General features: G+C 58.2%; 24 protein-coding genes. 10 read left to right on the top strand and 14 right to left on the bottom strand.

Going from position 1 to position 23867, the window contains the following annotated elements; genetic code table 11:
- Positions 1 to 93: 93 nt before the first annotated feature.
- The 4 genes from ltrA to MDG893_RS06345 form a co-directional block, all read right to left on the bottom strand.
- A complete protein-coding gene (gene ltrA / locus MDG893_RS06330; RefSeq protein ID WP_007152908.1) occupies positions 94 to 1419 on the bottom strand; it encodes a group II intron reverse transcriptase/maturase in 1326 nt (441 codons plus the stop codon).
- 495 nt (positions 1420 to 1914) lie between these two features.
- Positions 1915 to 2247: a YnfA family protein gene (locus tag MDG893_RS06335; protein ID WP_040474370.1), complete on the bottom strand. Its 333-nt coding sequence runs from the start codon at positions 2245 to 2247 to the stop codon at positions 1915 to 1917.
- A gap of 106 nt (positions 2248 to 2353) precedes the next feature.
- Positions 2354 to 2908, bottom strand: coding sequence for a GrpB family protein (locus MDG893_RS06340; RefSeq protein ID WP_007152910.1), 555 nt, complete (start codon positions 2906 to 2908; stop codon positions 2354 to 2356).
- A 32-nt stretch (positions 2909 to 2940) separates the two neighbouring features.
- Positions 2941 to 3366 carry a GNAT family N-acetyltransferase gene (locus MDG893_RS06345; protein WP_167319388.1) on the bottom strand — a complete coding sequence of 142 codons (426 nt, stop codon included), beginning with the start codon at positions 3364 to 3366 and terminating at the stop codon, positions 2941 to 2943.
- Positions 3367 to 3632: 266 nt separating this feature from the next.
- On the opposite strand from MDG893_RS06345, the gene MDG893_RS06350 reads away from it, so the two are divergent.
- Complete coding sequence (locus MDG893_RS06350) at positions 3633 to 4037, top strand: MAPEG family protein (protein WP_007152912.1); 405 nt, start codon at positions 3633 to 3635, stop codon at positions 4035 to 4037.
- A 149-nt stretch (positions 4038 to 4186) separates the two neighbouring features.
- Here MDG893_RS06350 and MDG893_RS20650 read toward each other — a convergent pair whose 3' ends face one another.
- Together MDG893_RS20650 and MDG893_RS21050 are read right to left on the bottom strand one after the other, a co-directional pair.
- Entirely contained in the window at positions 4187 to 4897 is a 711-nt protein-coding gene (locus tag MDG893_RS20650) for a reverse transcriptase domain-containing protein (RefSeq protein ID WP_208855173.1), read from the bottom strand.
- A 43-nt stretch (positions 4898 to 4940) separates the two neighbouring features.
- Positions 4941 to 5087 carry a hypothetical protein gene (locus tag MDG893_RS21050; protein ID WP_007152914.1) on the bottom strand — a complete coding sequence of 49 codons (147 nt, stop codon included), beginning with the start codon at positions 5085 to 5087 and terminating at the stop codon, positions 4941 to 4943.
- A 646-nt stretch (positions 5088 to 5733) separates the two neighbouring features.
- Between MDG893_RS21050 and cobS the strand changes: the two genes are divergently transcribed.
- The 4 genes from cobS (at position 5734) to MDG893_RS06375 (ending at position 9998) form a co-directional block, all read left to right on the top strand.
- Complete coding sequence (gene cobS / locus MDG893_RS06360) at positions 5734 to 6504, top strand: adenosylcobinamide-GDP ribazoletransferase (RefSeq protein WP_007152915.1); 771 nt, start codon at positions 5734 to 5736, stop codon at positions 6502 to 6504.
- 63 nt (positions 6505 to 6567) lie between these two features.
- The gene (locus MDG893_RS06365; RefSeq protein WP_007152916.1) at positions 6568 to 8082 is read left to right on the top strand and encodes a DNA-3-methyladenine glycosylase 2; all 1515 of its coding nucleotides are present in this window, start codon (positions 6568 to 6570) and stop codon (positions 8080 to 8082) included.
- Entirely contained in the window at positions 8079 to 8600 is a 522-nt protein-coding gene (locus MDG893_RS21295; RefSeq protein WP_007152917.1) for a methylated-DNA--[protein]-cysteine S-methyltransferase, read from the top strand. The genes MDG893_RS06365 and MDG893_RS21295 overlap by 4 nt, the downstream gene beginning before the upstream one ends.
- 84 nt (positions 8601 to 8684) lie before the next feature.
- Positions 8685 to 9998, top strand: coding sequence for an MFS transporter (locus tag MDG893_RS06375; RefSeq protein ID WP_007152918.1), 1314 nt, complete (start codon positions 8685 to 8687; stop codon positions 9996 to 9998).
- Between the two features lie 5 nt (positions 9999 to 10003).
- On the opposite strand, the gene cbiB is transcribed toward MDG893_RS06375, so the two are convergent.
- Complete coding sequence (cbiB, locus tag MDG893_RS06380; RefSeq protein WP_244264396.1) at positions 10004 to 10945, bottom strand: adenosylcobinamide-phosphate synthase CbiB; 942 nt, start codon at positions 10943 to 10945, stop codon at positions 10004 to 10006.
- Positions 10946 to 11097: 152 nt separating this feature from the next.
- Between cbiB and cobT the strand changes: the two genes are divergently transcribed.
- On the top strand, positions 11098 to 12156 hold the full coding sequence (cobT, locus tag MDG893_RS06385; RefSeq protein WP_007152920.1) for a nicotinate-nucleotide--dimethylbenzimidazole phosphoribosyltransferase: 1059 nt from the start codon (positions 11098 to 11100) through the stop codon (positions 12154 to 12156).
- 6 nt (positions 12157 to 12162) lie between these two features.
- Complete coding sequence (locus MDG893_RS06390) at positions 12163 to 12777, top strand: histidine phosphatase family protein (protein ID WP_007152921.1); 615 nt, start codon at positions 12163 to 12165, stop codon at positions 12775 to 12777.
- Here MDG893_RS06390 and cobU read toward each other — a convergent pair whose 3' ends face one another.
- Positions 12778 to 13293: a bifunctional adenosylcobinamide kinase/adenosylcobinamide-phosphate guanylyltransferase gene (cobU, locus tag MDG893_RS06395; RefSeq protein WP_040474373.1), complete on the bottom strand. Its 516-nt coding sequence runs from the start codon at positions 13291 to 13293 to the stop codon at positions 12778 to 12780.
- Positions 13294 to 13424: 131 nt separating this feature from the next.
- On the opposite strand from cobU, the gene MDG893_RS06400 reads away from it, so the two are divergent.
- Positions 13425 to 15299, top strand: coding sequence for a putative nucleotidyltransferase substrate binding domain-containing protein (locus MDG893_RS06400; RefSeq protein WP_007152923.1), 1875 nt, complete (start codon positions 13425 to 13427; stop codon positions 15297 to 15299).
- Positions 15292 to 16014, top strand: a complete 723-nt coding sequence (locus MDG893_RS06405) for a 3'-5' exonuclease (protein WP_007152924.1) — start codon at positions 15292 to 15294, stop codon at positions 16012 to 16014. Before MDG893_RS06400 ends, MDG893_RS06405 begins: the two co-directional genes overlap by 8 nt.
- Before the next feature lie 9 nt (positions 16015 to 16023).
- Here the strand turns inward: MDG893_RS06405 and msrB are convergent, their stop codons facing one another.
- From msrB to MDG893_RS06425, 4 genes are all read right to left on the bottom strand, one after another.
- A complete protein-coding gene (msrB, locus tag MDG893_RS06410; RefSeq protein ID WP_007152925.1) occupies positions 16024 to 17244 on the bottom strand; it encodes a peptide-methionine (R)-S-oxide reductase MsrB in 1221 nt (406 codons plus the stop codon).
- A 118-nt stretch (positions 17245 to 17362) separates the two neighbouring features.
- Entirely contained in the window at positions 17363 to 18844 is a 1482-nt protein-coding gene (locus tag MDG893_RS06415) for a sensor histidine kinase (protein WP_007152926.1), read from the bottom strand.
- Between the two features lie 3 nt (positions 18845 to 18847).
- Positions 18848 to 19558 (bottom strand): response regulator transcription factor, encoded by a 711-nt coding sequence (locus tag MDG893_RS06420; protein ID WP_007152927.1) that lies wholly within the window; start codon positions 19556 to 19558, stop codon positions 18848 to 18850.
- Positions 19559 to 19642: 84 nt separating this feature from the next.
- Positions 19643 to 20623 (bottom strand): NAD(P)H-dependent flavin oxidoreductase, encoded by a 981-nt coding sequence (locus MDG893_RS06425; RefSeq protein WP_007152928.1) that lies wholly within the window; start codon positions 20621 to 20623, stop codon positions 19643 to 19645.
- 115 nt (positions 20624 to 20738) lie between these two features.
- Between MDG893_RS06425 and MDG893_RS06430 the strand changes: the two genes are divergently transcribed.
- Entirely contained in the window at positions 20739 to 21260 is a 522-nt protein-coding gene (locus MDG893_RS06430; protein ID WP_007152929.1) for a QsdR family transcriptional regulator, read from the top strand.
- Positions 21261 to 21398: 138 nt separating this feature from the next.
- Here MDG893_RS06430 and MDG893_RS06435 read toward each other — a convergent pair whose 3' ends face one another.
- Both MDG893_RS06435 and MDG893_RS06440 read right to left on the bottom strand, forming a co-directional pair.
- Entirely contained in the window at positions 21399 to 22814 is a 1416-nt protein-coding gene (locus MDG893_RS06435; protein WP_007152930.1) for an aldehyde dehydrogenase family protein, read from the bottom strand.
- A gap of 51 nt (positions 22815 to 22865) precedes the next feature.
- On the bottom strand, positions 22866 to 23867 hold a 1002-nt coding region (locus MDG893_RS06440), incomplete at its 5' end, for an acetyl-CoA C-acyltransferase (protein WP_007152931.1).

Below are 23867 nucleotides of genomic sequence, written 5' to 3' on the forward strand. Positions count from 1 at the left end.
CGGGATAGGGAGGCACCTCACGATGCCCCTCCTCCCACATCACCGGGCATACGGATCACGTACCACGGCGATTCAGTGACTTGATTCAACCCGCTACCGCGCTGCCAATTCCGGCAGCCCATAGCTCCGGAAGAAGCGGGCCGGTAAGGCTTGCGCCAAGGCCGGTGACCGACTCAGGCGCCAGGGGCCATGGGCTGATTTCGCGGTGTTCCAGGCCAGTTTGACCGAGACACCCCGCTTTCTCAGCTCACGATACCCGCTACGGCCCCATTGCTTCCAGACATAACTTCGCATTCTCCGCCGTATCCACTTGTCCAGGTCCCGCAGCGGGCTCAGCACTTCGGCTGCGTCGAAGTACGCTTTCCAACCAAGCAGGGTCTCTTTCAGTTCTGCGATTACCTGGAACAGGGAGTGGCCCCGTGTTCGGCGGCTCAGTCTTCGGACATGGGTTTTCAGCTTGTCGATGGCCTTGCTGGCCACTTTCAATCGCTGCCCTTTCCGGCTGAGGGTGAAGCCCAGGAAGCTGCGCTTCCAGGGACGATCCACCGCGCTCTTTCGTGTATTCACTGTGAGCCTCAGTGAGTCCTCGATGAAGCGCGTCAGACTCACCATCACCCGTTCACCAGCCCGAAGACTACCAACGTAGATCTGGCAGTCATCGGCGTAGCGGGCGAAGTGCAGATTGCGCCGTTCCAGCTCCCAATCCAGTTCATCCAGCACCACATTTGCCAGCACCGGTGAGAGTGGTCCGCCCTGCGGCACCCCCCCTGGTGTAGGCTCTTTTTGGTTGTCGATCTGGACACCCGCCTTCAGATACCGGTTGATCAGCCTGAGCATCGGCTTGTCCGGCGTGTGCCGTTTCAGTCGTGCCATCAGACGATCATGATTGACCCGGTCAAAGAAGGCTGCCAGGTCCAGATCCACCACCCAGCTTTGGCCCTGTCGGGCGCAGCTTTGTCCGAATTGGACCGCCTGGTGGGCGGAGCGTCTCGGACGGAAGCCGTAGCTGTGTGGGTGGAAGCGGGGCTCCCAGTCTTCCTGGATGACCTGGGCCATCGCCTGCTGGATGAAACGGTCCAGCACGGTGGGGATCCCCAGGGGACGGGAACCGCCGTTTGGTTTGGGAATGAGAACCCGCCGGACCGGTTGCGGTCGGTAGGTCTGCTGGAGCAGTTGCTGCCGAATTTCTCGCCACTGTTGGCGCAGATGGTCCGGCAGCTCATCCACGGTCATACCGTCGAGGCCCGGCGCTCCTTTGTTACGTCGAACCTGTTTCAGGGCGCGATTGAGGTTGTCCCTGCTCAATACACGCGCCATCCACGGCGAGGGTTGAACGGAGTGCAAAGCTTTCCGTTTTCCGGAATCGGGTTCACCCCCCGGAAATTCCAGGGGCAGCGCAAGCTGCTTTGCTGGTGCCATCCCGTTTCCCTGCACGGACGCTCGACTCCTGTCTCTGTTCGGGCCTTCGGTTCACGGGTGAACCTACCATGCCCTCTGCTGATTCCTGTTTGCCGGTCAACGCCGGTTGCCCGGCGTTCAGTTCTCTCCCTGAACAGCAAACAGGCCTCCCAGGGTAAGACACAAAACTGTCGCTGCGTGGACGCCTGATTTATAAAGCACACCCCGGTCGCAGTTGGAGGGCTTCGCGGTCACGTGCCCGCTCGCCCCGGATGTACCACACCTCGTATCAGGTTCCTGTTCGTCGCCCCGCAGCTTTGGATTGGGCTTCCTTCAGACCCCACCTCACAATGATGCCCTTGCCCTTCTCCTAGCCTTCGGCACTGCGAATACCTGGCAGGAGGACTTTCACCTCCCTAGTTCTGTGCCATGCCTGGCACACACGCTTTTGTTTAGCGGCGCCCTGACAAGGGCGTCCGGTGGAGGCCGCAGGCCGGAACGAACTACAACTACTGGTTATGTGGTGCGCGGCCCGAACATGATGATTGCCATACCCACCAACGCCACAACCGAGCCGACCAAGTCCCATGCCGTTGGCTTTACTCCGTCGACGGCCCACAGCCAAAGTATCGCCATAAAAATATAAACGCCACCATACGCAGCATAGACTCTGCCTGCGGCGGTGAGATGCAGTGACAGCAGCCATGCGAATGCCGCAAGACTCAACGCGCCCGGCACCAAAAGCCAGATAGTTTTGCCCTCGCGAAGCCAGAGGTAAGGCAAATAACAGCCGACAATTTCCGCCAATGCGGTAACGAGGAAAAGGCCGACTGTTTTTAACTCAGGCAACAAAACTGACCCCTTGGCAGTAACACATAACGCGAAGCTTAGCGGCGCCCTTGTAATAAAGGCGAAGCCGCAATGTAAAGGGCGTCCGGCGGCCATCGGCCGCGTACTACAGCGACTGGTTATGTTCATTGCACTCAAGTACCTCCCGTACGAATTCGGCCTTGGCTTCGGTGTACGCCTCGCGATTGGAGCTGAACTCCGCAACCAAACGCTTCTTGAGCTGCTCGTACCTTTTAGCCAATTCCTCGTTGGAGCGAAGCGCATCGCGAAAGGCCAAACGCCGTTGCCATTGTGAGCCGCCATGCACGACAAGGTGGAGATGGTGCGTTCGGTGACCGTCGGCCCACCGCATGAGCCATCGGCGATCTTGAAGCGTGGCATTGAACTCGGCGGAGGTGGTGAACTTTGAACGGCACAAAGGTTTAATCAGAGAGTCGGCCTGCGACATAGACTCGACACCCGCTAAAATATCTATGATGGGCTTTGCTGAAAGTCCTGGAACTGCCGTACTGCCAAAGTGCTCAATTGCTGCGAATTGATCCGGGAAAAGGCTAAATAGACGACTGCGCTCCACCTCAAACATAGAGGGCCACTTTGGGTCATAAGGCGACAACGCGACGCCCTCATAAATGGCATTGTGCAGAGATTTTTCGTCGTTCACTGGTTATTCCCACCTCGCAACATAACAGCGTATTATAAATTGTGTTCGAAAACATGCTGCTGTTTCAGTAACTTGAAGCCAAGTGCTTGGTAGAATTTATGAGTAGAATCACGTTTTGAATTGCTGCGTACCCGAACGGCGAGCCCTGTCGTTTTGCCCCAGCTCAGAGCTTCAGCGACCAACTTACAGCCGGCACCTTTTCTCCTATATTGCTCGTCGACGATGAGGCCTCCGATTTCAATAAAAGGTAGCACCCCGACACGGATTGCCAAATAAGCATGCAACCAACCAAAAATAGTCTCGTCTGAGCCCGCAACCCATATGCGGTGGTCACTGGAGTTCAAGAGCAGGCTCAAGCTATTACCTGATTGATGACCCCCGTGAGTAGCAGGTGTTAACACCTGAGCCAAACGCTCGATACCGATTTTATCTTCCAACACCGCTGACCTGATATTCACAAACTCTCCGGCCATGGATTTATAACGCCCGAGCTTACCGGCATATTTTGAGTTGCCGCAGGCAACGAAAAATATGTCCGAGTACAGCGAATTGTTAGGCGGCAGTCCTCCACGACCCCTGGAGCTCTCCCGAAACTGCCGACGCGGACGTATTGTTCTGCCACCGTACCCTCGTCATCAACTGTGTCCAGCGCCGTGCGATGCGTAGCATCTGTTCGGAGGCTGTGTACGTATAATAAGTGCAAATTAAAATACTAGGAAAGATTATGACCGGATTCATTGCAGTGGTGCTTTACGTGGTATGGATGCAACTTCTCACGCTGTCTTACGCATTCCCTCGCGTGCCAATGGCGCTTTTCGGAGGCCGCAAGTTCTCAGACTGGGAACGCGCTGAGGTCAACCGCGACCCGGCCTTCATGGTTCGCGCCAAGGGCGCGCACCTGAACTGCGTGGAAAACTTTCCGCTTTTCGCAGGCGTAGTGGTGGTTGCCGCGCTCATGGGCAAGAGCCCCGTGGTAGATAGTCTTGCGATGTTCATCCTGCTTGCGCGCGTGGGGCAGAGCCTGTCACATCTCATAAGCACTGCCCCGGCGTTTGTGCTATCACGTGCTACGTTCTTCCTTGCCCAGGTCGGCATGATTTTCTGGATTTGCTTTCAGCTCATCGTCTGACTTTGCCCCTGGATGGGGGCGTCCGATACAGGACATCCCGTGATAATAGGGCCGAACCCGGCCGCCTAACGCCAGCCAGCATGCGCGGCTACGAAATGGAGGCGAAGCCGCAATGTAGTAGACGTCGCCATGCCTGGCCTTGTTATGTTTTATACTATTTTGGCGGCTTGTCCTGTGTTGACTGTTGTTACATATCCGACAATACCGCTTATGACATTAAAATTATCGGATTCTCGGTAAGCCGCTATGAAATCTTGTAAACGCTCTTCAGTGAGAGTTAGAACTCCATTCGACAATTCTATGTTGAATGCAGTGATTTTTTCTGCCGGCCCCTCTTCTTTCGCCTCGTTCAAAGGAAATCCAGCTTTCTCTGCTAACGGTTTAATCTCAAGAAGCACGTTACTTAAGTCAGCATCGCTGTTTGATGATATGACTATGTCATCCATATAAACGCTTACTTTGTAGGCGTCCATTTTATTCAAATCAGATAAAAACCGCCCGAGCCTACTTTTCTGAAGGCATAGCGAAGCGATTAATGGAGACTGAACGAAGCCAAATGGCAAAATATATTTTTCAATAGCTGGATTTTTTGGATCTCTGACCGTTGACTCAACTGCTATCTCTCTAGCTTGATTATATGGATAAAGACCCTTTAAGCATCGGGTTACTCGCGATTTGTTGATGCGGCCGAAAAAATTGGATATATCAAGATGGATAAAATAATCGTTGTTCGTGTGAGAGGATAAAGCTTGAACATGCCCACCATCTCTCAGATGATAATAGAAGCCGGGAGGCGACCAACGGTTTTCAATTTCCTTTTTTACCTTTTGGCCATATTCCACTGTTTCATCAGTAGGCACAAAAACCCAAGAACCGGGTTTTATCTCGAATTTAGAAGACCATCTAGAACTCTTGGGCATAACGGGGAAAGGCGTTGGTTTTATAGTTAAAAGCCATGTTCAAAAGCACTAGCACCTCTTGCGCAAGCTTTACTAAAGCTATTGCAAGATACACTCGCTCTTGAACTAGGCGATAGTTGAATTTCTTCATAGCTATCTTCCTCATCAAGATCCGGCTTACCTAGCGCAAAGCGCATGACTTTAAAACCAACGTGGGGCGACCACATGCAACCATTGGCCACAAAAAGGTCATCCCATATGATCACAAAGTGACACTGATGAGGACAGGCTGCGCAAGAGCGGCCTATCGCCGGACGGAAACAGCTTAGCTTTCATGTCCACCAACTGCAACCTGAGATACCCCTGCATCTAAAACATAACAGCGTATTATACGAACCCGTTCGTATATCACGCATTCGTATAACTCCAATTTCAGCCGCTCTGACCGATTCAAGAAATCACTTTAAAATCAAAAACTAACCGGAACCTACCACGGCTACCGCCGGAGTTATACGCCCTCCTTGGCCTGCAACATCTCGTCGAATAAGGGCGTATAACTCCACAATGCTCTAATCCAGCTTCAACAGTATCAGATGCTTACACGGGGTTCCCGCCCCTGACCCGGAATTTTGCGAACCGGTTCGTATAACTCCGGCTTGCAGGATCGGTTGTAGGTTCGGCCTTTTCGATATTCAGGACCACGGGAGAACCAGAACGTCGGTGTACAACAAGCTCGCCCGGCGATAATGCTAAACTGACCGCAAACTCACACCACCTCCCAATAACAGGGCAACGCATTGAGCCAACTGAGACCTTTCGTTTCCAGGGAATGGCAAGCCTTCTGGCTGGCCATCGGATTCCTGACACGCATTCCCATGCTGGTGCGTATCGACTATTCCCCCCGCCTGATGAATCAGTGCAGTGTCTATTTCCCGCTGGTGGGGCTGGTGCTCGGCGTGATTTATGCGGGGCTGTACATGGCTGTTGTGCAGCTTTGGAGCCCGCTGGTCAGTCTGATCCTTATCCTGGGTTTTCATCTGTGGATTACCGGCGCGTTCCACGAGGATGGACTGGCAGACAGTATCGATGCGTTGGGCGGAGGGTACTCCCTGGAGGCCAGGTTGCGGATCATGAAGGACAGCCGCATCGGCACCTACGGCACGGTGGCGCTGGTGGTCGCATTGGTGCTGAAGCTTGCGCTGCTGGCCGAAGCACAACCGGTGTGGCTGGCGCTGATCCTGGCCCCGATGGTGTCGCGTCTCGCGCCACTGATGATTATGGGCTTCCTGCCGTATGTGACCGACCCGGACAAGAGCAAAAGCAAACCGGTGGCTGAGGATTTCTCGCGTTCACGGCTGGCGATTGCCACCGTGTTCACCGCGATTGTCTCACTGGCCCTGATCCCGTTTGGGGCCAACGCCCTGCTGTGGATCGTCATCGCCACGCTCGGTACGGCCGTTGTCTGGGGTGGGTATCTGCGCCGGCAGCTGGGTGGCTATACCGGCGATACCCTTGGGGCCAGCGTGGTGTTTGCGGAGCTGGTCCTGCTGCTTGGGCTTGCGATGTAGGCGGCCGACTATCAGTTCCGAATCCGGCGAGTTTTTTCGGGTTTCGCTGGTACACTTTCGGTTATGGACACATTAACGGATGATCTTTGCTACCAGGCACTAAAAACCCGGGATGCCCGTTTCGACGGTCGCTTCTACACTGCCGTGTTGACCACCGGGATTTTCTGCCGCCCCATTTGCCCGGCGGTGACGCCCAAGCGCGGGAATGTGCGTTTTTACCCGTCTGCGGAAACGGCCATGGCCAACGGCTTTCGCCCCTGCCTGCGGTGCCGGCCGGAAGCGGCACCCGGTAGCCCGGCCGCAGCGGGGGTTCATACCACCGTGGCCCGGGCGGTGCGGCTGGTGAGCGAAGGTGCCCTGGATAACGGCTCCGTGGCGAATCTGGCCGAACGGCTGGGCATTACCGACCGCTACCTGCGCCAGCTTTACAAACGCCACACTGGCGCCACCCCACAACAACATGCCCAGGCCCGGCGTTTGTTGCGGGCCCGGCAGCTGATTGTCGACAGCAACCTGAGCATGACGGAAATCGCAGAAATTGCCGGTTTCAGCAGCCTGCGCCGCTTCAATCACACCCTGAAGCAAGCCTACGGTAATGCACCAACGGCATTCCGCAGAGGCCTGAAGTCGTCACTCAAAGCCACGCAACACAGTGCAGAAAACCCTTTCTTGCCGGCACACGACGACCTGGTTCTGTTCCTGCGAGCCCGCCCGCCCTTCGACAGTGAGCAGTTACTGGCGTTCTTTCGGGCGCGAGCCATTCCGGGCCTGGAAGCGGTCGGCGCGCACCACTACGCACGATCGCTCTGCATTGCTGGGCAACCGGGGCTGGTGATCTGCCGCCCAAGTGACCATCCCCCGGGGGTGCAGGTTATCCTTCGTGGGCCGGCGCGGCAGTCCATTCTGGAGGTGAGTGCGCGGATACGCCGTTTGCTCGATCTGGATGCGGACCTGCCTGGCATCAGCGAACATCTGGCCCGGGACCCGCTAATGGAACCCCTGGTCACACAGCATCCCGGCCTGCGCGTTCCGGGCAGCTGGGAGCGGTTTGAGTTTTCTGTTCGGGCCATCCTGGGTCAGCAGGTGTCCATCTCTGCGGCGCGAACCCTGGCCGGGCGGCTGGTGGCTCGTTATGGCCAGCCCCTTCCCGACGACCTTGCCAGGGGCACGGGCATTACCCATAGATTCCCGGAACCGGCGGCACTCGTCGGCCAGCCGTTGAACACACTCGGCATGCCCGGCAGCCGTGCAGACACCCTGGCCCGAATCACCGCCCGGTTCGCCGAACCCGGTTTTGCCGAACAGGATGGCAACGACCTGTTGGCGCAATTGGCATCCATGCGGGGCATCGGCCCCTGGACACTCCAGTACCTGGCCCTGCGCGGCCTGGGAGATCCGGACGCATTTCCCGCCAGCGACCTGGGCATACTCAAGGCCGCGAGCCACCTGGGCGGCCCGCAAGACGCCAAAGCCCTGACTCGCCATGCCGAGCGCTGGCGGCCATGGCGGGCTTACGCTGCGCAGTACCTGTGGACATCACTGAACGCCCATCCACCCCGGCAGGAGACCACACCATGACAACTCAAATTCATGTCAGCAGATTTCCCAGCCCCGTTGGCCCTCTGAGCCTGGCAACGGTGGATGAGAAACTGGTGCACCTGGACTTCGACGACAACGAAGAGCGCATGCATATGCTGCAAAACCGCCGGTTCCGTCAGCCTGAGTGGCGCGAGCAGCAGGACGGCGCCCCCGGAACCATTATCGAATGGCTGGACGCCTACTTCTCCGGGGTGATCAAGCCCCTGCCGTGGAAGGACATCCGCTTGACCGGCACCGAGTTCCAACAGCAGGTCTGGCAGGGACTGACTGGGATTCCAGCGGGTGAGCACCGCTCCTACAGCGCGCTGGCAACCACGTTAGGCAACCCGAAGGCGGTACGTGCTGTGGCTCGCGCCAACGCCCTCAACCCCATTGCCATTCTGATTCCCTGTCACCGGGTGATCGGAGCCAATGGTACGTTGACGGGCTACGCCGGCGGCCTGGAACGCAAAGCGTGGTTGCTGGACCACGAATCACGGAACCTGAAGAGGGTTTAACCCCGCGGGGCTGTGCATTTGTGGCGATAATGGCGACAATCACTGCACGGATTTACCTTGCAAGGATCAGGAGCCCAGCCCCACATGTCATCGCAATCGCCTGTCGCCCCCCCACAGGGCAAGCCGGAAGACAAACGCGCGCTCTGGTCCTGGGCGCTGTACGACTGGGCCAACAGCGCTTTTTTCACCATCATTCTGACTTTTGTCTTCGCCCAGTACTTCAGCGTGTCGGTGGTGCAGGACGAGGTGAAGGGCACGGCAGCCTGGGGCAACATCGTTGGCATTGCCGGCGTGTTCATCGCAATTCTGGCGCCGATATTGGGGGCCATCGCCGACCAGTCGGGCCGCCGTAAGCCCTGGTTTATCAGCTTCACTCTGCTTTGTGTGGTCTCCTGCGCCATGTTGTGGACGGTCACGCCGGAGCAGAACCAGTTCTGGAACGCAGCACTGTGGGTGGGGCTGGGTACACTCGGCGCCGAATTCGCGTTCATTTTCTACAATTCCATGCTACCGGATCTCGCAAGCCCGGCGCGAACCGGGCGCTGGTCAGGCTGGGCCTGGGGGCTGGGTTACACCGGGGGCGTGCTGAGCCTTATCGTGGCGCTGTATGGCTTTATCGAGGCCGATGCCAGCCTGTTCGATCTCAATCGCGACAACGCCGAGCACGTGCGTGCCACTTTTGTGCTGGTAGCGGTGTGGTACCTGGTGTTCGCCCTGCCGGCCTTTATCTTTGTTCCGGACCGCCCATCCACCGGCCTGGGACTTGCCGCCGCCACCCGCGCCGGGTTCCGGCAACTGAAGGAGTCCATCGCCCACGTTCGCCAGTACAAGGACATCGTGCGCTTCCTGATCGCCCGCATGCTCTACACCGATGGCCTGGCCACCATCTTCACCTTCGGCGGGGTGTACGCGGCGGGTACGTTCAATATGGGGTCCACGGAAGTGCTGCAATTCGCCATCGCGCTGAACGTCACCGCCGGCCTCGGCGCCTTGGGCTTCGCCTGGGTGGATGATGCCCTGGGCGGGCGGAATACCATCCTGCTGTCACTGGTGGGGCTGGGCTGCAGTGCCCTGGCCATTCTGGTGGTGGATGGCGCCACCGCGTTCTGGGTATGGGGCATGATCCTGGGCATCTTCGTGGGGCCGTTGCAGTCCGCCAGCCGTTCCCACCTGGCCCGCATTGCGCCGCCGCACCTGCAAACGCAGATGTTCGGCCTGTTCGCGTTCTCTGGCAAAGCCACCGCGTTTGCCGGCCCGCTGCTGGTGGGCTGGGTCACGGCCGTCACCGACAGCCAGCGCTGGGGCATGAGCACCATCCTGGTGTTCCTGGTGATTGGCTTCCTGCTGATGTTGACCATACCGGCCAGCGAAACACGGGAACCGGAAGCGGCAGGCTGACACCGTCAAGGAGAGGCGCTGGCTATCCATCCGATAATGGCTACGGCTACCAACAGTCCGAGCCACAACCACACGCCGCGTTGGACCAGTCGGATAGCCCCGTCGATGGTCTCAGCCGATGCCGGCTCACCTTCACCGAGCGTGGGTCGTTGCTTGATGCCCGAGGCGTAGGGCGCAGGGCCACCGAGTACAACCCTCAAGGCCCCGGCTCCTGCAGCCATCACTGGGCCGGCATTCGGGCTGTCCCAGGCCGGGGCCTGTGTCCGCCAGCAACGAAAACCGCTACGGACATCGCCAAGCAGGCTGTAGGTCAGCGCCGTGAGGCGAGCGGGTGCCCAGTTCAATACATCGTCCAGCCTCGCCGCAGCGCGGCCGAAATACCGGTAGCGATCATTGCGATACCCCCACATGGCATCCAGGGTGTTCACCAACCGGTGAAGCAGAACGCCCGGCACACCGGCCACGAGGAACCAGAACAGGCTGGCAAATACCGCGTCCGCGCCGTTTTCCAGCATGGACTCGGTCGCGGCTGTTGCGACGCCATTATCATCAAGCGCCGATGCATCACGACTGACGATACGACCGACCTGCGCGCGGGCTTTCTCAAGGTCGCCCCCATGCAACGCGTCAGACACTGCCCGGCCGTGCTCCGTCAGGCCACGAATGGACAGGGCGAAATACAACACCACAGCCTGAACCAGCAAGTATTCCCAGCTCCCCAACCACCAGCGCAGCCACTCGGCTACCGCCAACACAAGTATCACAACGATTAACAGGGCCAGGAACCCGAGTACCATCGATCGCGCCATTCGCTCAGGTAGCCGATTCAATCTCTGCTCCAGGAAGGCGGCGACATGCCCAAAACCAACAAGCGGGTGCCACCGGCGCGGTTCACCCAGCCAGCGGTCCAATACAACGGCGATAAAACAAGCGGTCACGGCGAGAATGAAGGCATTCAAATCAGCAGTGTCTCTTCGAGCGGGCGGTGAGTTGTCGTGATCGAAAGGAAGTCTAACCGAGTGACTGCTATCCTTGACACTTTTTCAGGCCGGGTAGACCATCTTCGACTCCCAACACTTTGCGATCTCAGGACCCAACCATGCCGCTGCCTTCCTGCTGGACACAGCCGTTGCCAAGCTCCGACACCCAGTTTTCTGAGCGGGCACGGCAACGCCAACAAGTGCTCACCAAGCCCCGGGGGTCTCTGGGGCAGTTGGAAGACGTGGCGATCACACTGGCGGGCCTTCAGCGCACGCAACAACCACAGGTCGATCCTGTCCGTATTGCTGTTTTCGCGGCAGATCACGGCGTCTGTGCCGAGGGCATCTCCGCGTATCCCCAGGAAGTTACCGCCCAGATGATTGCCAACTTTGCCAGCGGTGGCGCGGCTATCAGCGTGTTGGCTCGGGAACTGGGGGCCTCTCTGGAAGTGGTGAATCTCGGAACCGTCGGCGACGTTCCGCCATTGACCGATGTGCGCGATGAGCAGATCGCCGCGGGCACCGCCAATCTGGCCACAACCGATGCAATGACACCAAATCAGCTTGAACAAGCGCTGGCCAGCGGTGACAAGGCCGCCGCCCGCGCCGCGGATGACGGGTGCCGACTGTTTATGGGTGGCGATATGGGTATCGGCAATACCACCAGTGCCACCGCTATTGCCTGCGCGTTGCTGGAACAAAGCCCGGAAAATCTGGCCGGGCCGGGCACGGGGCTGGATGCAGCCGGCGTGTCTCGAAAGTGCGAGGTCATCGCCCGTGCGCTCGCCAAGCATGGCAATAATCGAGATTCGCTGACCGTGCTGGCCTCCCTCGGCGGGTTCGAGATTGCCGCGCTGGCAAGTGCCATTATGGGTAGTGCAGCACGCGGCATTCCCGTGCTGGTGGATGGATTTATCGTTTCCGTCGCGGCGCTGGTCGCCGTGCGCCAACAGCCGAATCTCCGGGAATGGCTACTGTTCGCGCACCGTTCGGCGGAACCGGGGCATCAGGCGGTGCTGGACGCACTGGATGCCAGGCCGTTGCTGGATCTGGGCATGCGCCTGGGTGAAGGCAGCGGCGCTGCGGTGGCGGTTCCGCTGCTTCGCAGTGCCTGTGCCCTGCACAACCAGATGGCCAGCTTCGCGGATGCTGGCGTGACCGACAAGGAAGGGAACTGAAACCGGATGACCAACAACCAGAACACCATCACGTTTTTCGACCTGATCCGCCATGGCGAACCTGCCGGCGGGCCCATGTTTCGGGGCAGCAAGGATGACGCACTGAGCGACACCGGCTGGCAACAGATGAACGCGGCTATCAGGGACGACGATCAGTGGGATGTGATCATCACCTCCCCACTGCTGCGCTGTCGCCTCTTCGCGGAACAGTTGGCTGAGCAACGTCAGATTCCATTGCACCAGGAGCCACGGCTGCGGGAGATTGCGTTCGGTGATTGGGAGGGCAGAACTTCCGAGAGCATCATGGCCGATACGCCCGAGGCGCTGACCCGCTTCTGGCGCGACCCGGTTCGTTATCCTCCGCCCGGTGGTGAGGCCATCACCGAATTCCGGCAGAGGGTCAGCAGCGCCTGGCAGGACTGGCAAACGCAAGCGGCAGGAAAGCGGGTGCTCGTGGTGTGCCATGGCGGCGTGATCCGCATGCTCCTGGCGGAGGTAATGGGTATCCCCACTGAACGCTCTTTTTCAGCGCTAACCGTCCCCTATGCCTGCCGCAGCCGTATCCGCGTGGACGAATCGGAGCATGGCCTGCTCAGTTGCCTGCAAACGCACGGCGGGTAATCAGCCTTTCAACGTTTGCGGCAGCCCCGCCACGCTCATCAGCACCCGCTCACAGCAGGCGGCAAGATCCTGGTTGAGCCAACCCAGTTCATCGCAGAAACGGCGGGTGAGCGGGTCCATGCCAATGGTACCCAGGCCCACTTCATTACTGACAATCACGATTTGGCCCGGGTAGTTCTCCAGTGCCCGCAGGAAGGCGGCACGCTCATGGGCAAACACCTCGTCGCCGGCAAACAACAGGTTGCTCACCCACAGGCTCATGCAATCCACTAGCAACAACGATGGCTGTGGTTCCCTGGTGTAACCATCCAGCAGGGAGGCCAGCTTCAAGGGTTCCTCTGCCAACCCCCATTCCGGCGGCCGATTCTGCCGGTGACGGGCCACCCGCCGGGTCATTTCTTCGTCGTCGGCGGTCGCCGTTGCAACATAGACCACGGGTAAACCGGCGGCGCTGGCAATGCGTTCCGCCAGCGCGGTTTTGCCGGACCGAATGCCCCCAAGAACCAGTGTATGAATCGCAGACAAAACCCATCCTCTTATGTGTAAGCCATCGTCATCTTGCCCAACATCATGGCTGTAAAACAGCGCCACTGCTATATTGCGTAATAAAATCTACAGGCGTAACCGGCGCGAAAAGGAAGCGAGCAATGCAGGCAGAGCTGATCGAGATACGCAACCACCTGGCCCAGCACGCTCCGTTTGACGAGATGCCGGAGAATGTCCTGGACCGCGTCGTCTCCGGCATCGAAATCGCCTATTTCCGAGCCGGCACGGACATCCTCACGCTGGGCGAACGAAACACGTACCTGCATTACGTTCGCAGCGGTGCCGTCGAGATTTATCGTCGCTCTGGCGAGCTATACAACCGCATTACCGAAGGTGAGATTTTCGGTCAGTTTGGCTTGCTAACGAACAAAACCGTACGGTTTCCGGCCAAGACCATTGAAGACTCCCTGATCTACCTGATTCCCGACGAAATATTTCAATATTTGTGGGAAAACGACGATAACTTCACTGATTTTGTCGAAACTGAGGACCATTCACGTCTGCGGTCAGCGCTCTCGCGGCGGGAGAAATCGAATCAACCGATGACCGCAAGGGTGACCCGGCTAATTTCCCGCGAGCCCGTGATGGCACCCAATACCGTGCGCCTTCAGGAGGCCGCTCGAATCATGACGGAACGGGGTGTGTCGGCCCTCCTGCTGATGGACGAGAGCGGCAAACAGCCCCGGCTTTCAGGCATCATTACCGACCGCGACCTGCGCACCCGCGCCCTCTGCGAGGCACTGCCGTCGGAAACACCCATCAGCGACATTATGACGGAAGAGCTGATCACCACCCGTTCCAACGCCTTCATTTTCGAAGCCATGCTGACCATGCTGCACAACAACGTGCACCACCTGCCTGTGATGGAAGGTGACAAGGTGCGGGGCGTCATTGCACTGTCGGACATCGTCAAACACGAGTCCCAGAGCAGCCTGTATCTGGTCAGTAACATCTATCATCAGCAGGATGTGAAGGGCCTGAAGCGCCTGAGCAAGGAGGTACCCAACACCTTCGTACGCATGGTTCGTGAAGACGCCAATTCCCATATGATCGGCAGTGCCATGGCTGGCATCGGGCGTACCTTCAGCCAACGGCTGCTTGAGCTGGGCGAGGAGAAACTGGGGCCGCCCCCCGTGCCTTATTGTTTTATGGCACTCGGCTCCATGGCCCGGGACGAGCAACTTGTCGTCACCGACCAGGATAACGCCATGGTGCTGGACGACAGTTTCGATCCCGCCCAGCATGACGAGTATTTCCTGGCGCTGGCAAAGTTTGTCAGCGATGGTCTGGCTGAGTGCGGCTACAGTTACTGCACCGGCGATATCATGGCCACCAACCAGAAGTGGCGACAACCGCTGCGGGTATGGAAGGAGTACTTCGCCGACTGGATCGAAAATCCCAAGGCGGAGGCGTTGCTCAACAGCAATATCTTCTTTGACCTGGACGGCATCCACGGCCGCACAGAATACACCGAAGAGCTGAAAACCTTCATTGCGGAAAAGGCGAGCAATAGCCAGCGATTCCTGGCCATGCTCGCCCGCAACGCACTCAACCGAACGCCACCGCTGGGATTTTTCCGGACCTTTGTGATGGAGGAAAGCGGCAAGCAAGCCAAGACTTTCAACCTGAAGCGCCGCGGCACGGCACCGGTGTCGGATCTGATCCGGGTGCATGCCCTGGCCTGCGGATCACGGGCGCAGAATACCTTCAACCGGCTCAAGGCCATTGGGCAAACCAAACTGATCCCGGAAGATGGCGTTGATAACCTTCGGGACGCCTTCGAGTTCATTGCGATTGTGCGCATTCGACATCAGGCCCTCTCCATCGAAGCAGGTAGAGAGCCGGACAACAATGTGCGGCCGGAAGACCTTTCGCCGTTTGAGCGCAGCCACCTGAAAGACGCTTTTCAGGTGGTCAGTCAGGCACAAAAGTTCCTCAAGTTCCGCTATAACCCCCAGGCGGCCCGGAATGTCTGATGGCAAGGCAAAACTGATCGACACTGTGTCCTGGCCCGAACACTACCGGGAACTGGCAACACAAACGAAAGACCCGCGCCTGAAGGCTTTCTACGAGGCAGGTTGTGTGGCGCCCGAAACGGCTCTGAACGACGTCCCGTTTGTCGCTGTGGATTTCGAAACCACCGGCCTGGACCCAGACAAGCACTCCATCGTCAGTATTGGCGTGGTGCCATTCACACTCGGCCGGGTGCAACTTGGGGGTTCCCGACACTGGCTGGTAAAGCCGCAACTGCCGCTACACCAGACCTCTGTCACGATACATGGCATAACCCATACCGATATTGACAAGGCCCCTGATCTGGACGACGTTCTGGACGAGATTCTGAAAAGCCTGGCCGGTCGGATACCAGTAGTGCACTACCGCAACATCGAACGTCCGTTCCTGAATATGGCGCTGAAATGGAGAATCGGAGAGGAAATCCGCTTCCCGGTGATGGATACCATGGCCATTGAAGCCTACCTGCATCCCAACCGGAAACGCTCTTGGTGGCAGAAATTGAAAGGCCAACAGCCGATCTCGATTCGGCTGGCAGACAGCCGGCTACGATATGGGCTGCCACACTACCCACCGCACAATGCCCTGGTGGATGCGCTGGCCAGCGCCGAATTGCTGATGGCGCAGGTCCAGCACCACTTTTCGCCAGAGACCCCCATCCGGGATCTCTGGCTGTAACGCATTTCCTTAGTTGGATGCGGTACGGCTGGTTTTTTCCACTTCGCTGATCAACGCACCGTAACCTTCCTTCTCCATGTTCTCCAACGGGATGAACCGGAGCGCGGCGGAGTTCATGCAGTAACGCAACCCCGTTGGCGCCGGGCCGTCGTTGAACACATGCCCGAGATGGGAATCCGCATAGCGGCTACGGATCTCCGTGCGGGTCATGAAGAAGCTGTTGTCCTCTTTCTCCACCACCATGTCCGGGCTGATCGGCTTGGTAAAGCTGGGCCAACCTGTGTTGGACTTGTACTTGTCACGGGAGGAGAACAGCGGCTCGCCGGACACAACGTCCACGTAAATGCCGGCCCGTTTTTCATCGTAATACTCGTTTTGGTAGGCAGGCTCGGTGCCATCCTCCTGGGTAATTTCGTACTGTTCCTCGGTCAACCGTGCCTTGAGGGTTTTGGCGTCAGGCTTGGTGAACGTGTCTGGATTGAACGCCTCAACCCGGCTGAGGTTCATGCCGGCATTGCCTTCAGACGCTTTGTTGACAGTCGCCTGCGCGGAACCCCCGTTGTTCTCGGGACGGTATTGAGCGTAATCCACTTTCTCGTCTTCGCCCCAGACCTTTTCGATAAACTGGTAGCGGCCGGAGTTGAAGGTGTAGAACTGGTACCGCACCGGGTTCTTCTTGTAGTAGTCCTGATGGTATTCCTCGGCGTCGTAGAACGCTTCGAAAGGAACCACTTCAATCTTGACCGGATGATCGTAACGACCGGACTCTTCCAGTGCTTTTATCGAGGCCTCGGCTGCGCGCTTCTGGGCTTCGTTGTGATAGAAAATCGCCGGCCGGTACTGTTTGCCCCGGTCCACATACTGGCCCTTCACGTCGGTGGGGTTGGCGGTGCGCCAAAGACCTTGGAGCAAACCTTCGTAGGTGATGACATCAGGATCGTAGTAGACCTGCACCGCCTCGGTATGGCCGGTACGGCCACCAGCTACTTGTTTATAGTTCGGGTTCTTCTCGTCGCCGCCGCTATAGCCGGACACCGCCTCAACAACGCCGGGCACTTTCTCTTCATACGCCGCTTCCACACACCAGAAGCAGCCGCCAGCGAACGTGGCAACCGCCAGGTTAGGATCATCCGGGGCGTATTTTGATTCCGTCCCCTTGGAAGCGCCAACCTGGAAACCGGTCAGTGCGATCGCTGCCGCGACAGACGTCAGTAACAGATACCGTTTCATAACCTTAACCTCTTGCCTATTGAAAACTGTGACCAGTTTGCACGGAATTCATCACACCACTTTCTCCAGTTTATTACGTTTGTATAACGCCGGAGAGATCATTACGGATGCAGGCAGCCTATTTGGGTGGCCCAATCGGTAAGCGTATGCAGAAAGATGCGCCACCGGAACTCCGGTTCTCAACGCTGATGTCACCGCCCTGAAGACTCATGATTCTGCGGGCGATGGCCAGCCCCAGGCCGGCGTGGCCGGAACCGCCGGACGATTCGCCACGGTAAAAAGGATCGAAAATGTGAGGCAGGTCCTGCTCTGGGATACCCGGGCCACTGTCGTGCACGCAGACCTGCGGCAGTCCGTCCGACTGCCCGAACACCACTTCAATACGGCTCTCTGAGGGACTGTAGGCAATGGCATTGCCGATCAGGTTGTCCAGCACCCGCTCGGTCATGGCCAGGTCCGCGTACGCCAGGGGCAGGTCGGGATCCCCATCCACCACAAAGTCCAGTTGCCGCGTGCTGGCCTCTTGTCCGTGCTTCTGGACCACATCGTGCACCAGTTCGGCCAGCGGAAAGGGTTCCGGCACGGGCTGTTTCTCCCGGGCCTCGAGAGCCGCAAGCTCAAACAGTTCGTCCACCAGGCGGCTCAGGCGTCGGCCTTCCTTGAGGGCGATGTCGAGGAAGCGGTCCTGCTCTTCCGCTGTCAGCCGATCGCGCCTGAGCTTGAGGCTTTCAATGTAGCCCTGCATCGAGGCCAGCGGCGTACGCAAGTCATGGGAGACCTGGGCGACCAGTTGCCGGCGCTGGGCGTCTTTTTCCGTCAGCAGTTCGATCTGGGATGCAATACGGCTGGCCATGTCGTCAAAGGTGGCGCCCAGGTAGTCAATTTCATCACGCACCACTGGCCGCCGGTCCCGCCAGGTGCTCTGTAGGGCCAGTCGACTCATGTCACTGTGCTCGAAATCTTCCACCAGCCGGGTCAGCAAGGTCAGCCGGCGTGTCAGCAGCCGGAAGACCGCCAGCCCCGCAATCATCACCACCGCCAGACTGATAATCAGAGCCCAGGCGCTCAGCTCCACCAACTGACCACCTCGGGCCATGGTTTCCGCAGCGTCATATTCCTCACCACGCAGCACCACGTAGAGATACCCTTCCGGATTGTCTATCGACGGCACCGGCGTTACGGAAAAGACTTTCTGCCGGTCATGGCTGCGGGGGTCGTCGCCCAGTACCGGGTAGCTGTCCATATCGTTCATCAGGCGGCGGATGGGTTCGAGCGAGACTTGCTTGCGTTTGATCTTCGCCGGATCAGCGGAGTAAGAGAGGATGGTGCCGTCCAAATCCAGCAGGTAGATTTCAATGCTGGGGTTGATGGTCATGTACAGCGCAAAGAGTTCTTTCAGGGCGCCGCGGTCGAGCTCCCCTTCGCTGACCAGATTCCTGTCTGCCACCAGATCTTTCGCCAGATCCCGGTGCAGTTCCTGATTAACAGACGCGTTGTACTCCCGCAGGGAATACAAGCTGAAAAAGGTATACAGCAGACCAACGGCCAACAGTAGCAGGAAAAGGCCTAACGCCAGCCGCGTGTAGAGCGTTTTCAGCATGGTTCAGTCCCGGAAGCGATAGCCCACCCCCCAGACGGTTTCAATAAACTCCGGCCGCGCCGGGTCTTGCTCAATCTTCCCGCGCAGACGGTTAATGTGGGTATTGACGGTGTGCTCATAGCCTTCGTGGTTATAGCCCCAGACCTTGTCCAGAAGCTGAACCCGGCTGAATACACGTCCCGGGTGGCTGGCAAAGTGCCAGAGCAGGTCAAACTCACGGGCCGTCAGTTCCACCTCCTGTTCCCATACAAACACTCGGCGTCGGGTCGGGTCGATACGCAAACCTTCGGTGTCCAATTCACCCAACTCTTCGGGCCCGGACGTTTCGCCTGACGAACTCGACATGGCGTCCACTCGCCGGAACAGGGCTTTCACCCGTGCCGACAGCTCGGCCACGCTGAAGGGTTTGGTGAGGTAATCGTCCGCCCCCATCTCCAACCCCAGTACACGATCCAGCTCCGTGCTTTTCGCTGTCAGCATCAGCACCGGCACATACCCGGGGCCGGAGCGAATCTCCCGACACACCGAGAGACCGTCCATTCCAGGCAACATCAGATCAAGCACCACCAGGTCGATGTCCCCTTCGCGAAAACGCTCCAGCCCGGTATCGCCTCGGTCACAGAGAACAGCATTCATGCCAAGGTCCGCCACGTGCATTCGCACCAGCTCCCCGATACCCGGGTTATCCTCAACAATCAGTACGTTTCGTGTCATAAGTTACTGGCTCTGGAAGCTCGAAAATTACCGTTAGTTGATACCAGTGTAGAGCCAAAAGTTCACAAATGTATCACGCCGATATCAGGCCTCCAGGCTGCCCAGCAGGCGTTGACGGATAATATTGTCTGCTTCATCCATAATGCGGCCAATCAGTTCCTCACAACTGGGAATGTCGTGAATCAGCCCCGCCACCATGCCACAACTCCAGGCTGCCTCATCCATCTTGCCTTCCTGAAGCACCAGCCTGCCCTTCACACCGGTCACCAGATGACGAATATCATCAATGGTTTCGGAGCCAGCCTTCGCGTGCTCGATGCGGATGATTTCTTCCACGGCGGCATTGTTCATTACCCGCTCGGTGTTACGGAGGTTCCGCATAATGAGGCGGGTCTGAAGTTCGTCCGCGTCGACAATGGCCTGCTTGACGTTGTCATGGATGGGAGCGTCTGTGGTCGCCAGAAAACGGGTGCCCATATTCATGCCATCAGCGCCCAGTGCCATAGCCGCCACCAGGCTGCGACCATCCGCCATACCGCCTGACGCGACAAATGGAATGGTGAGTTCTTCCGCGGCGCGGGGCAGCAAAATAAAATTAGGGATGTCATCCTCGCCCGGATGGCCGCCACATTCGAAGCCGTCGACGCTGACAGCATCGCAACCGATTTTTTCAGCCTTCAGGGCGTGACGCACGGACGTGCATTTGTGGATCACCTTGATACTGGCCGCTTTGAGCTGGGGCATGTATTGCTCGGGGCTACGCCCGGCCGTCTCCACCACCTTCACACCGCCGTCGATAATGGCCTGGATATAGTCCGGGTAGGGCGGCGCCTTGAAGGACGGCAGAAACGTGAGGTTAACGCCGAACGGCCGATCAGTCATCTCGGCACAACGTGCAATTTCCCTGGACAGGTCTTCCGGGGTAGGCTGAGTCAGTCCGGTGATAATACCGAGACCACCGGCGTTGGAGACAGCGGCGGCCAGCTCCGCATAGCCAACGTGGTGCATGCCACCCTGAATAATTGGGTGACGGATACCAAACAATTCAGTGATTCTGGTCTTCATAGCGGGCTTCCTGTTTTGTCGTTAGAATGAAATCGAGTACCGATACGAGGTTGCAGTGACAGAAAAAACAACAACAAGGGCGACACCAGCAGATGCCTTCCGGCGTGCACGGAGAATGTGGCTGAAAGGTGAACGAATTCATCTGGCATCGCTGTCTGCGGAATTGAATATTGGCAGGGCCACCCTGTTTCGCTGGGTTGGCAACAAGGATTTGCTGCTGGGGGAAGTGCTCTGGTCACTCTACGAACCCCTGAGGCTGGAGGCGCTGAGCGCGACACCGGGAAACGGCGTCGACTTTGTTGTCGGGGTATACCGCCACATTAATTCCACCCTGTTGCACTCTGAACCCTTGCGGCGGTTTATCCGCGAAGATCCGGAGTACGCGCTCAAAATCCTGACGTCATCCCAGTCCACGCTTCACAGCCGTACCGTGGAGGCCAACACCCGCACACTTCGGGATCAGATTGCGGGCGGACACATTAATCCGCCTCTGAACGTCAACAGCCTGTCCTACTTCATGGTGCGTCTGGCCGAATCCTGCCTTTACAGCGACATCATCAACGGCCGCGAACCCCGTGAAGAGGAGTTGGAGGACGCCTGTACCGCTGTTCGTGTGATGCTTGGCGGAACGGCCTGAACAGAGACATATCCGCCAAAGTCAGTCAGGCACGGGGTGGGGCCCTTTTCTGCCGGGAAAAAGATGTCTGAGCGAAGCGAGTTATTTTTCCCAGAAGAAAAGGGCACCACCTCGGGCCCAGCCCGCCAACTAGCAGGCTTAAAGCTGCAGGGACCGCACCTCCAGAAACTCTTCAAGTCCCCATTTGCCAAATTCACGGCCAATACCGGAGTGGCCGAAGCCGCCAAACGGCGCCAACGGGTTGAAGTCCCCACCGTTGACGAACACCTGCCCAGTGCGCAGTTTGCCTGCCACTTTTTTCGCGTGAGCATCATCGGCAGACCAGACGGCGCCGGACAGGCCATAGGCCGTGCCGTTGGCGATCTCGATGGCCTCGGCTTCGTCCTCGTAGGGAATCACGCACAGCACGGGGCCGAAAATTTCCTCCTGGGCGATGCGGCTGTCGGGTTTGACGTTACCGAACACCGTGGCCTTCACGAAGTAGCCCTTGTCGCAGCCTTCCGGTGCTTCCGGGCCGCCGGCAACCAGGGTGGCGCCTTCTTTGATACCGATATTGATGAAGTCGATGACCTTGTCGCGCTGTTGGGCCGAGGCCAGCGGGCCCAGGCGTGTGGTTTCTTCCAGCGGATTGCCCGGCGTCATTTTCGCCACCGCATTGGCGGCCAGCTCGCAGGCTTCGTCATGCATCTGGGCCGGTACCAGCATGCGGGGCAGCGCGGTGCAGGTCTGGCCTGAGTTCAGCAGGCAGTTGTTAACGGTTCCCTTGACCGCTTTCGCCAGGTCGGCATCCGACAGGATAACCGAGGCGGATTTGCCACCCATCTCCAGGGCAAAGCGCTTGAAATCATCGGCAGCGGCGTGGGCAATCAGGCTGCCAGTGCGGGTGGAGCCAGTGAACGACACCATATTGACGTCCGGGTGTTTGATGAGTGTGTCGCCAACCGTGTGGCCTTCGCCGCAGACCAGGTTGAAAACACCTTCGGGCAGGTCTGTCTGGGCCAGAATATCCGCCAGGATATAGGCACTCTGGGGCGCGATTTCTGACGGCTTGAGCACTACAGTGCAACCGGCGGCAATGGCCGGAACCACCTTGAGGATGACCTGGTGCAGGGGGTAGTTCCAGGGGGTGATGCATCCCACCACGCCCACCGGCGCGTATTGCACCTCGGAGTTGCCGACCTGTTCGGCGAAGGTGAATTCCGGCAGCATTTTCAGGTAGCTTTTGGTAATAGTCGCCGGCAGCCCCGCCTGGATGCCGGTGGCCAGTTTAATGGGCATTCCCACTTCCCGGCACACCGTTTCGGCTATTTCACCTGCCCGTTCTTTCAGACCGGCATGCAGTTGCTCCAGCACATGCAATCGTTTTTCCAGCGTGCTTTCCGACCAGCTTTCGAAAGCCGTACTGGCGGCGGCGATGGCCTTCTCCATTTCCTCACGACCGGAGGCGGGGACCCTGGCAATAACGTCGCCAGTGGCCGCTTCGTGGACATCAATGGTCTCACCATTCCAGTTCTGCCATTGGCCGTTGATGTAGTTTTTGCTGAGATCTTTCATGGTTCTGCTCCTGAATAAATTCATGCGGATGGTGCTCTGTACCACACGACCTTACACCACCTCGAACAAACCAGCCGCGCCCTGGCCACCGCCGATGCACATGGTCACAACCACATACCTGGCACCACGACGTTTGCCTTCAATCAGCGCATGACCGGCCAGACGGGAGCCCGTGACACCGTAGGGATGGCCAATGGAGATAGAGCCGCCGTTGACGTTCAGCTTTTCCATGGGAATGCCCAGGCGATCACGGCAGTAAACCACCTGTGAGGCGAAGGCTTCATTCAGCTCCCACAGGTCGATATCGTCCATTTTAAGACCATTCCGCTCCAACAGGCGCGGAATCGCGAAAACCGGGCCAATACCCATCTCATCCGGCTCACAGCCTGCCACCGCAAAACCACGGAAGATACCCATGGGCTCAATATTGTTTTTCTCAGCGTAGGTGCTGTTCATCACCGTGCACACAGACGCGCCGTCAGACAGCTGGGACGCGTTACCGGCGGTGACGAACTGATTGTCTCCGCGCACCGGATTCAGGCCCTGCAGACCTTCCAAGGTAGTGTTGGGCCGGTTGCATTCATCACGAGTCAAAGTGACGTCCTTATAACTGACATCACCCGTCTCCTTGTCTTTCACCATCATGGTAGCGTCATAGGGCACGATTTCATCGTCAAACCGACCCGCCTCCTGGGCCGCAGCGGTACGCTGCTGGGAAACCAACGCGTACTCGTCCTGGGCCTCACGGCTAATGCCATAACGCTGGGCTACAATGTCGGCGGTTTCGATCATCGCCAGGTACAACTCGGGCTTGTTCTTCATCAGCCAATCGTTGGTAGCGTGGAAGCTGTTGAGCTTCTCGTTCTGCACCATGGAAATGGATTCGACGCCACCCGCCACCATGGCCGGTACTTTCTCCGACACCACCCGCTGGGCGGCAATGGCGATGGACTGAAGACCGGAACTGCAGAAACGGTTGATCGAAAGCCCCGCTGTCGTCACCGGCAAACCGGCACGAATCGCCGCCAGCCGCGCAATGTTCTTGCCCTGCGC

This window comes from Marinobacter algicola DG893, assembly GCF_000170835.1.
In the GTDB taxonomy this organism is placed as follows: domain Bacteria; phylum Pseudomonadota; class Gammaproteobacteria; order Pseudomonadales; family Oleiphilaceae; genus Marinobacter; species Marinobacter algicola.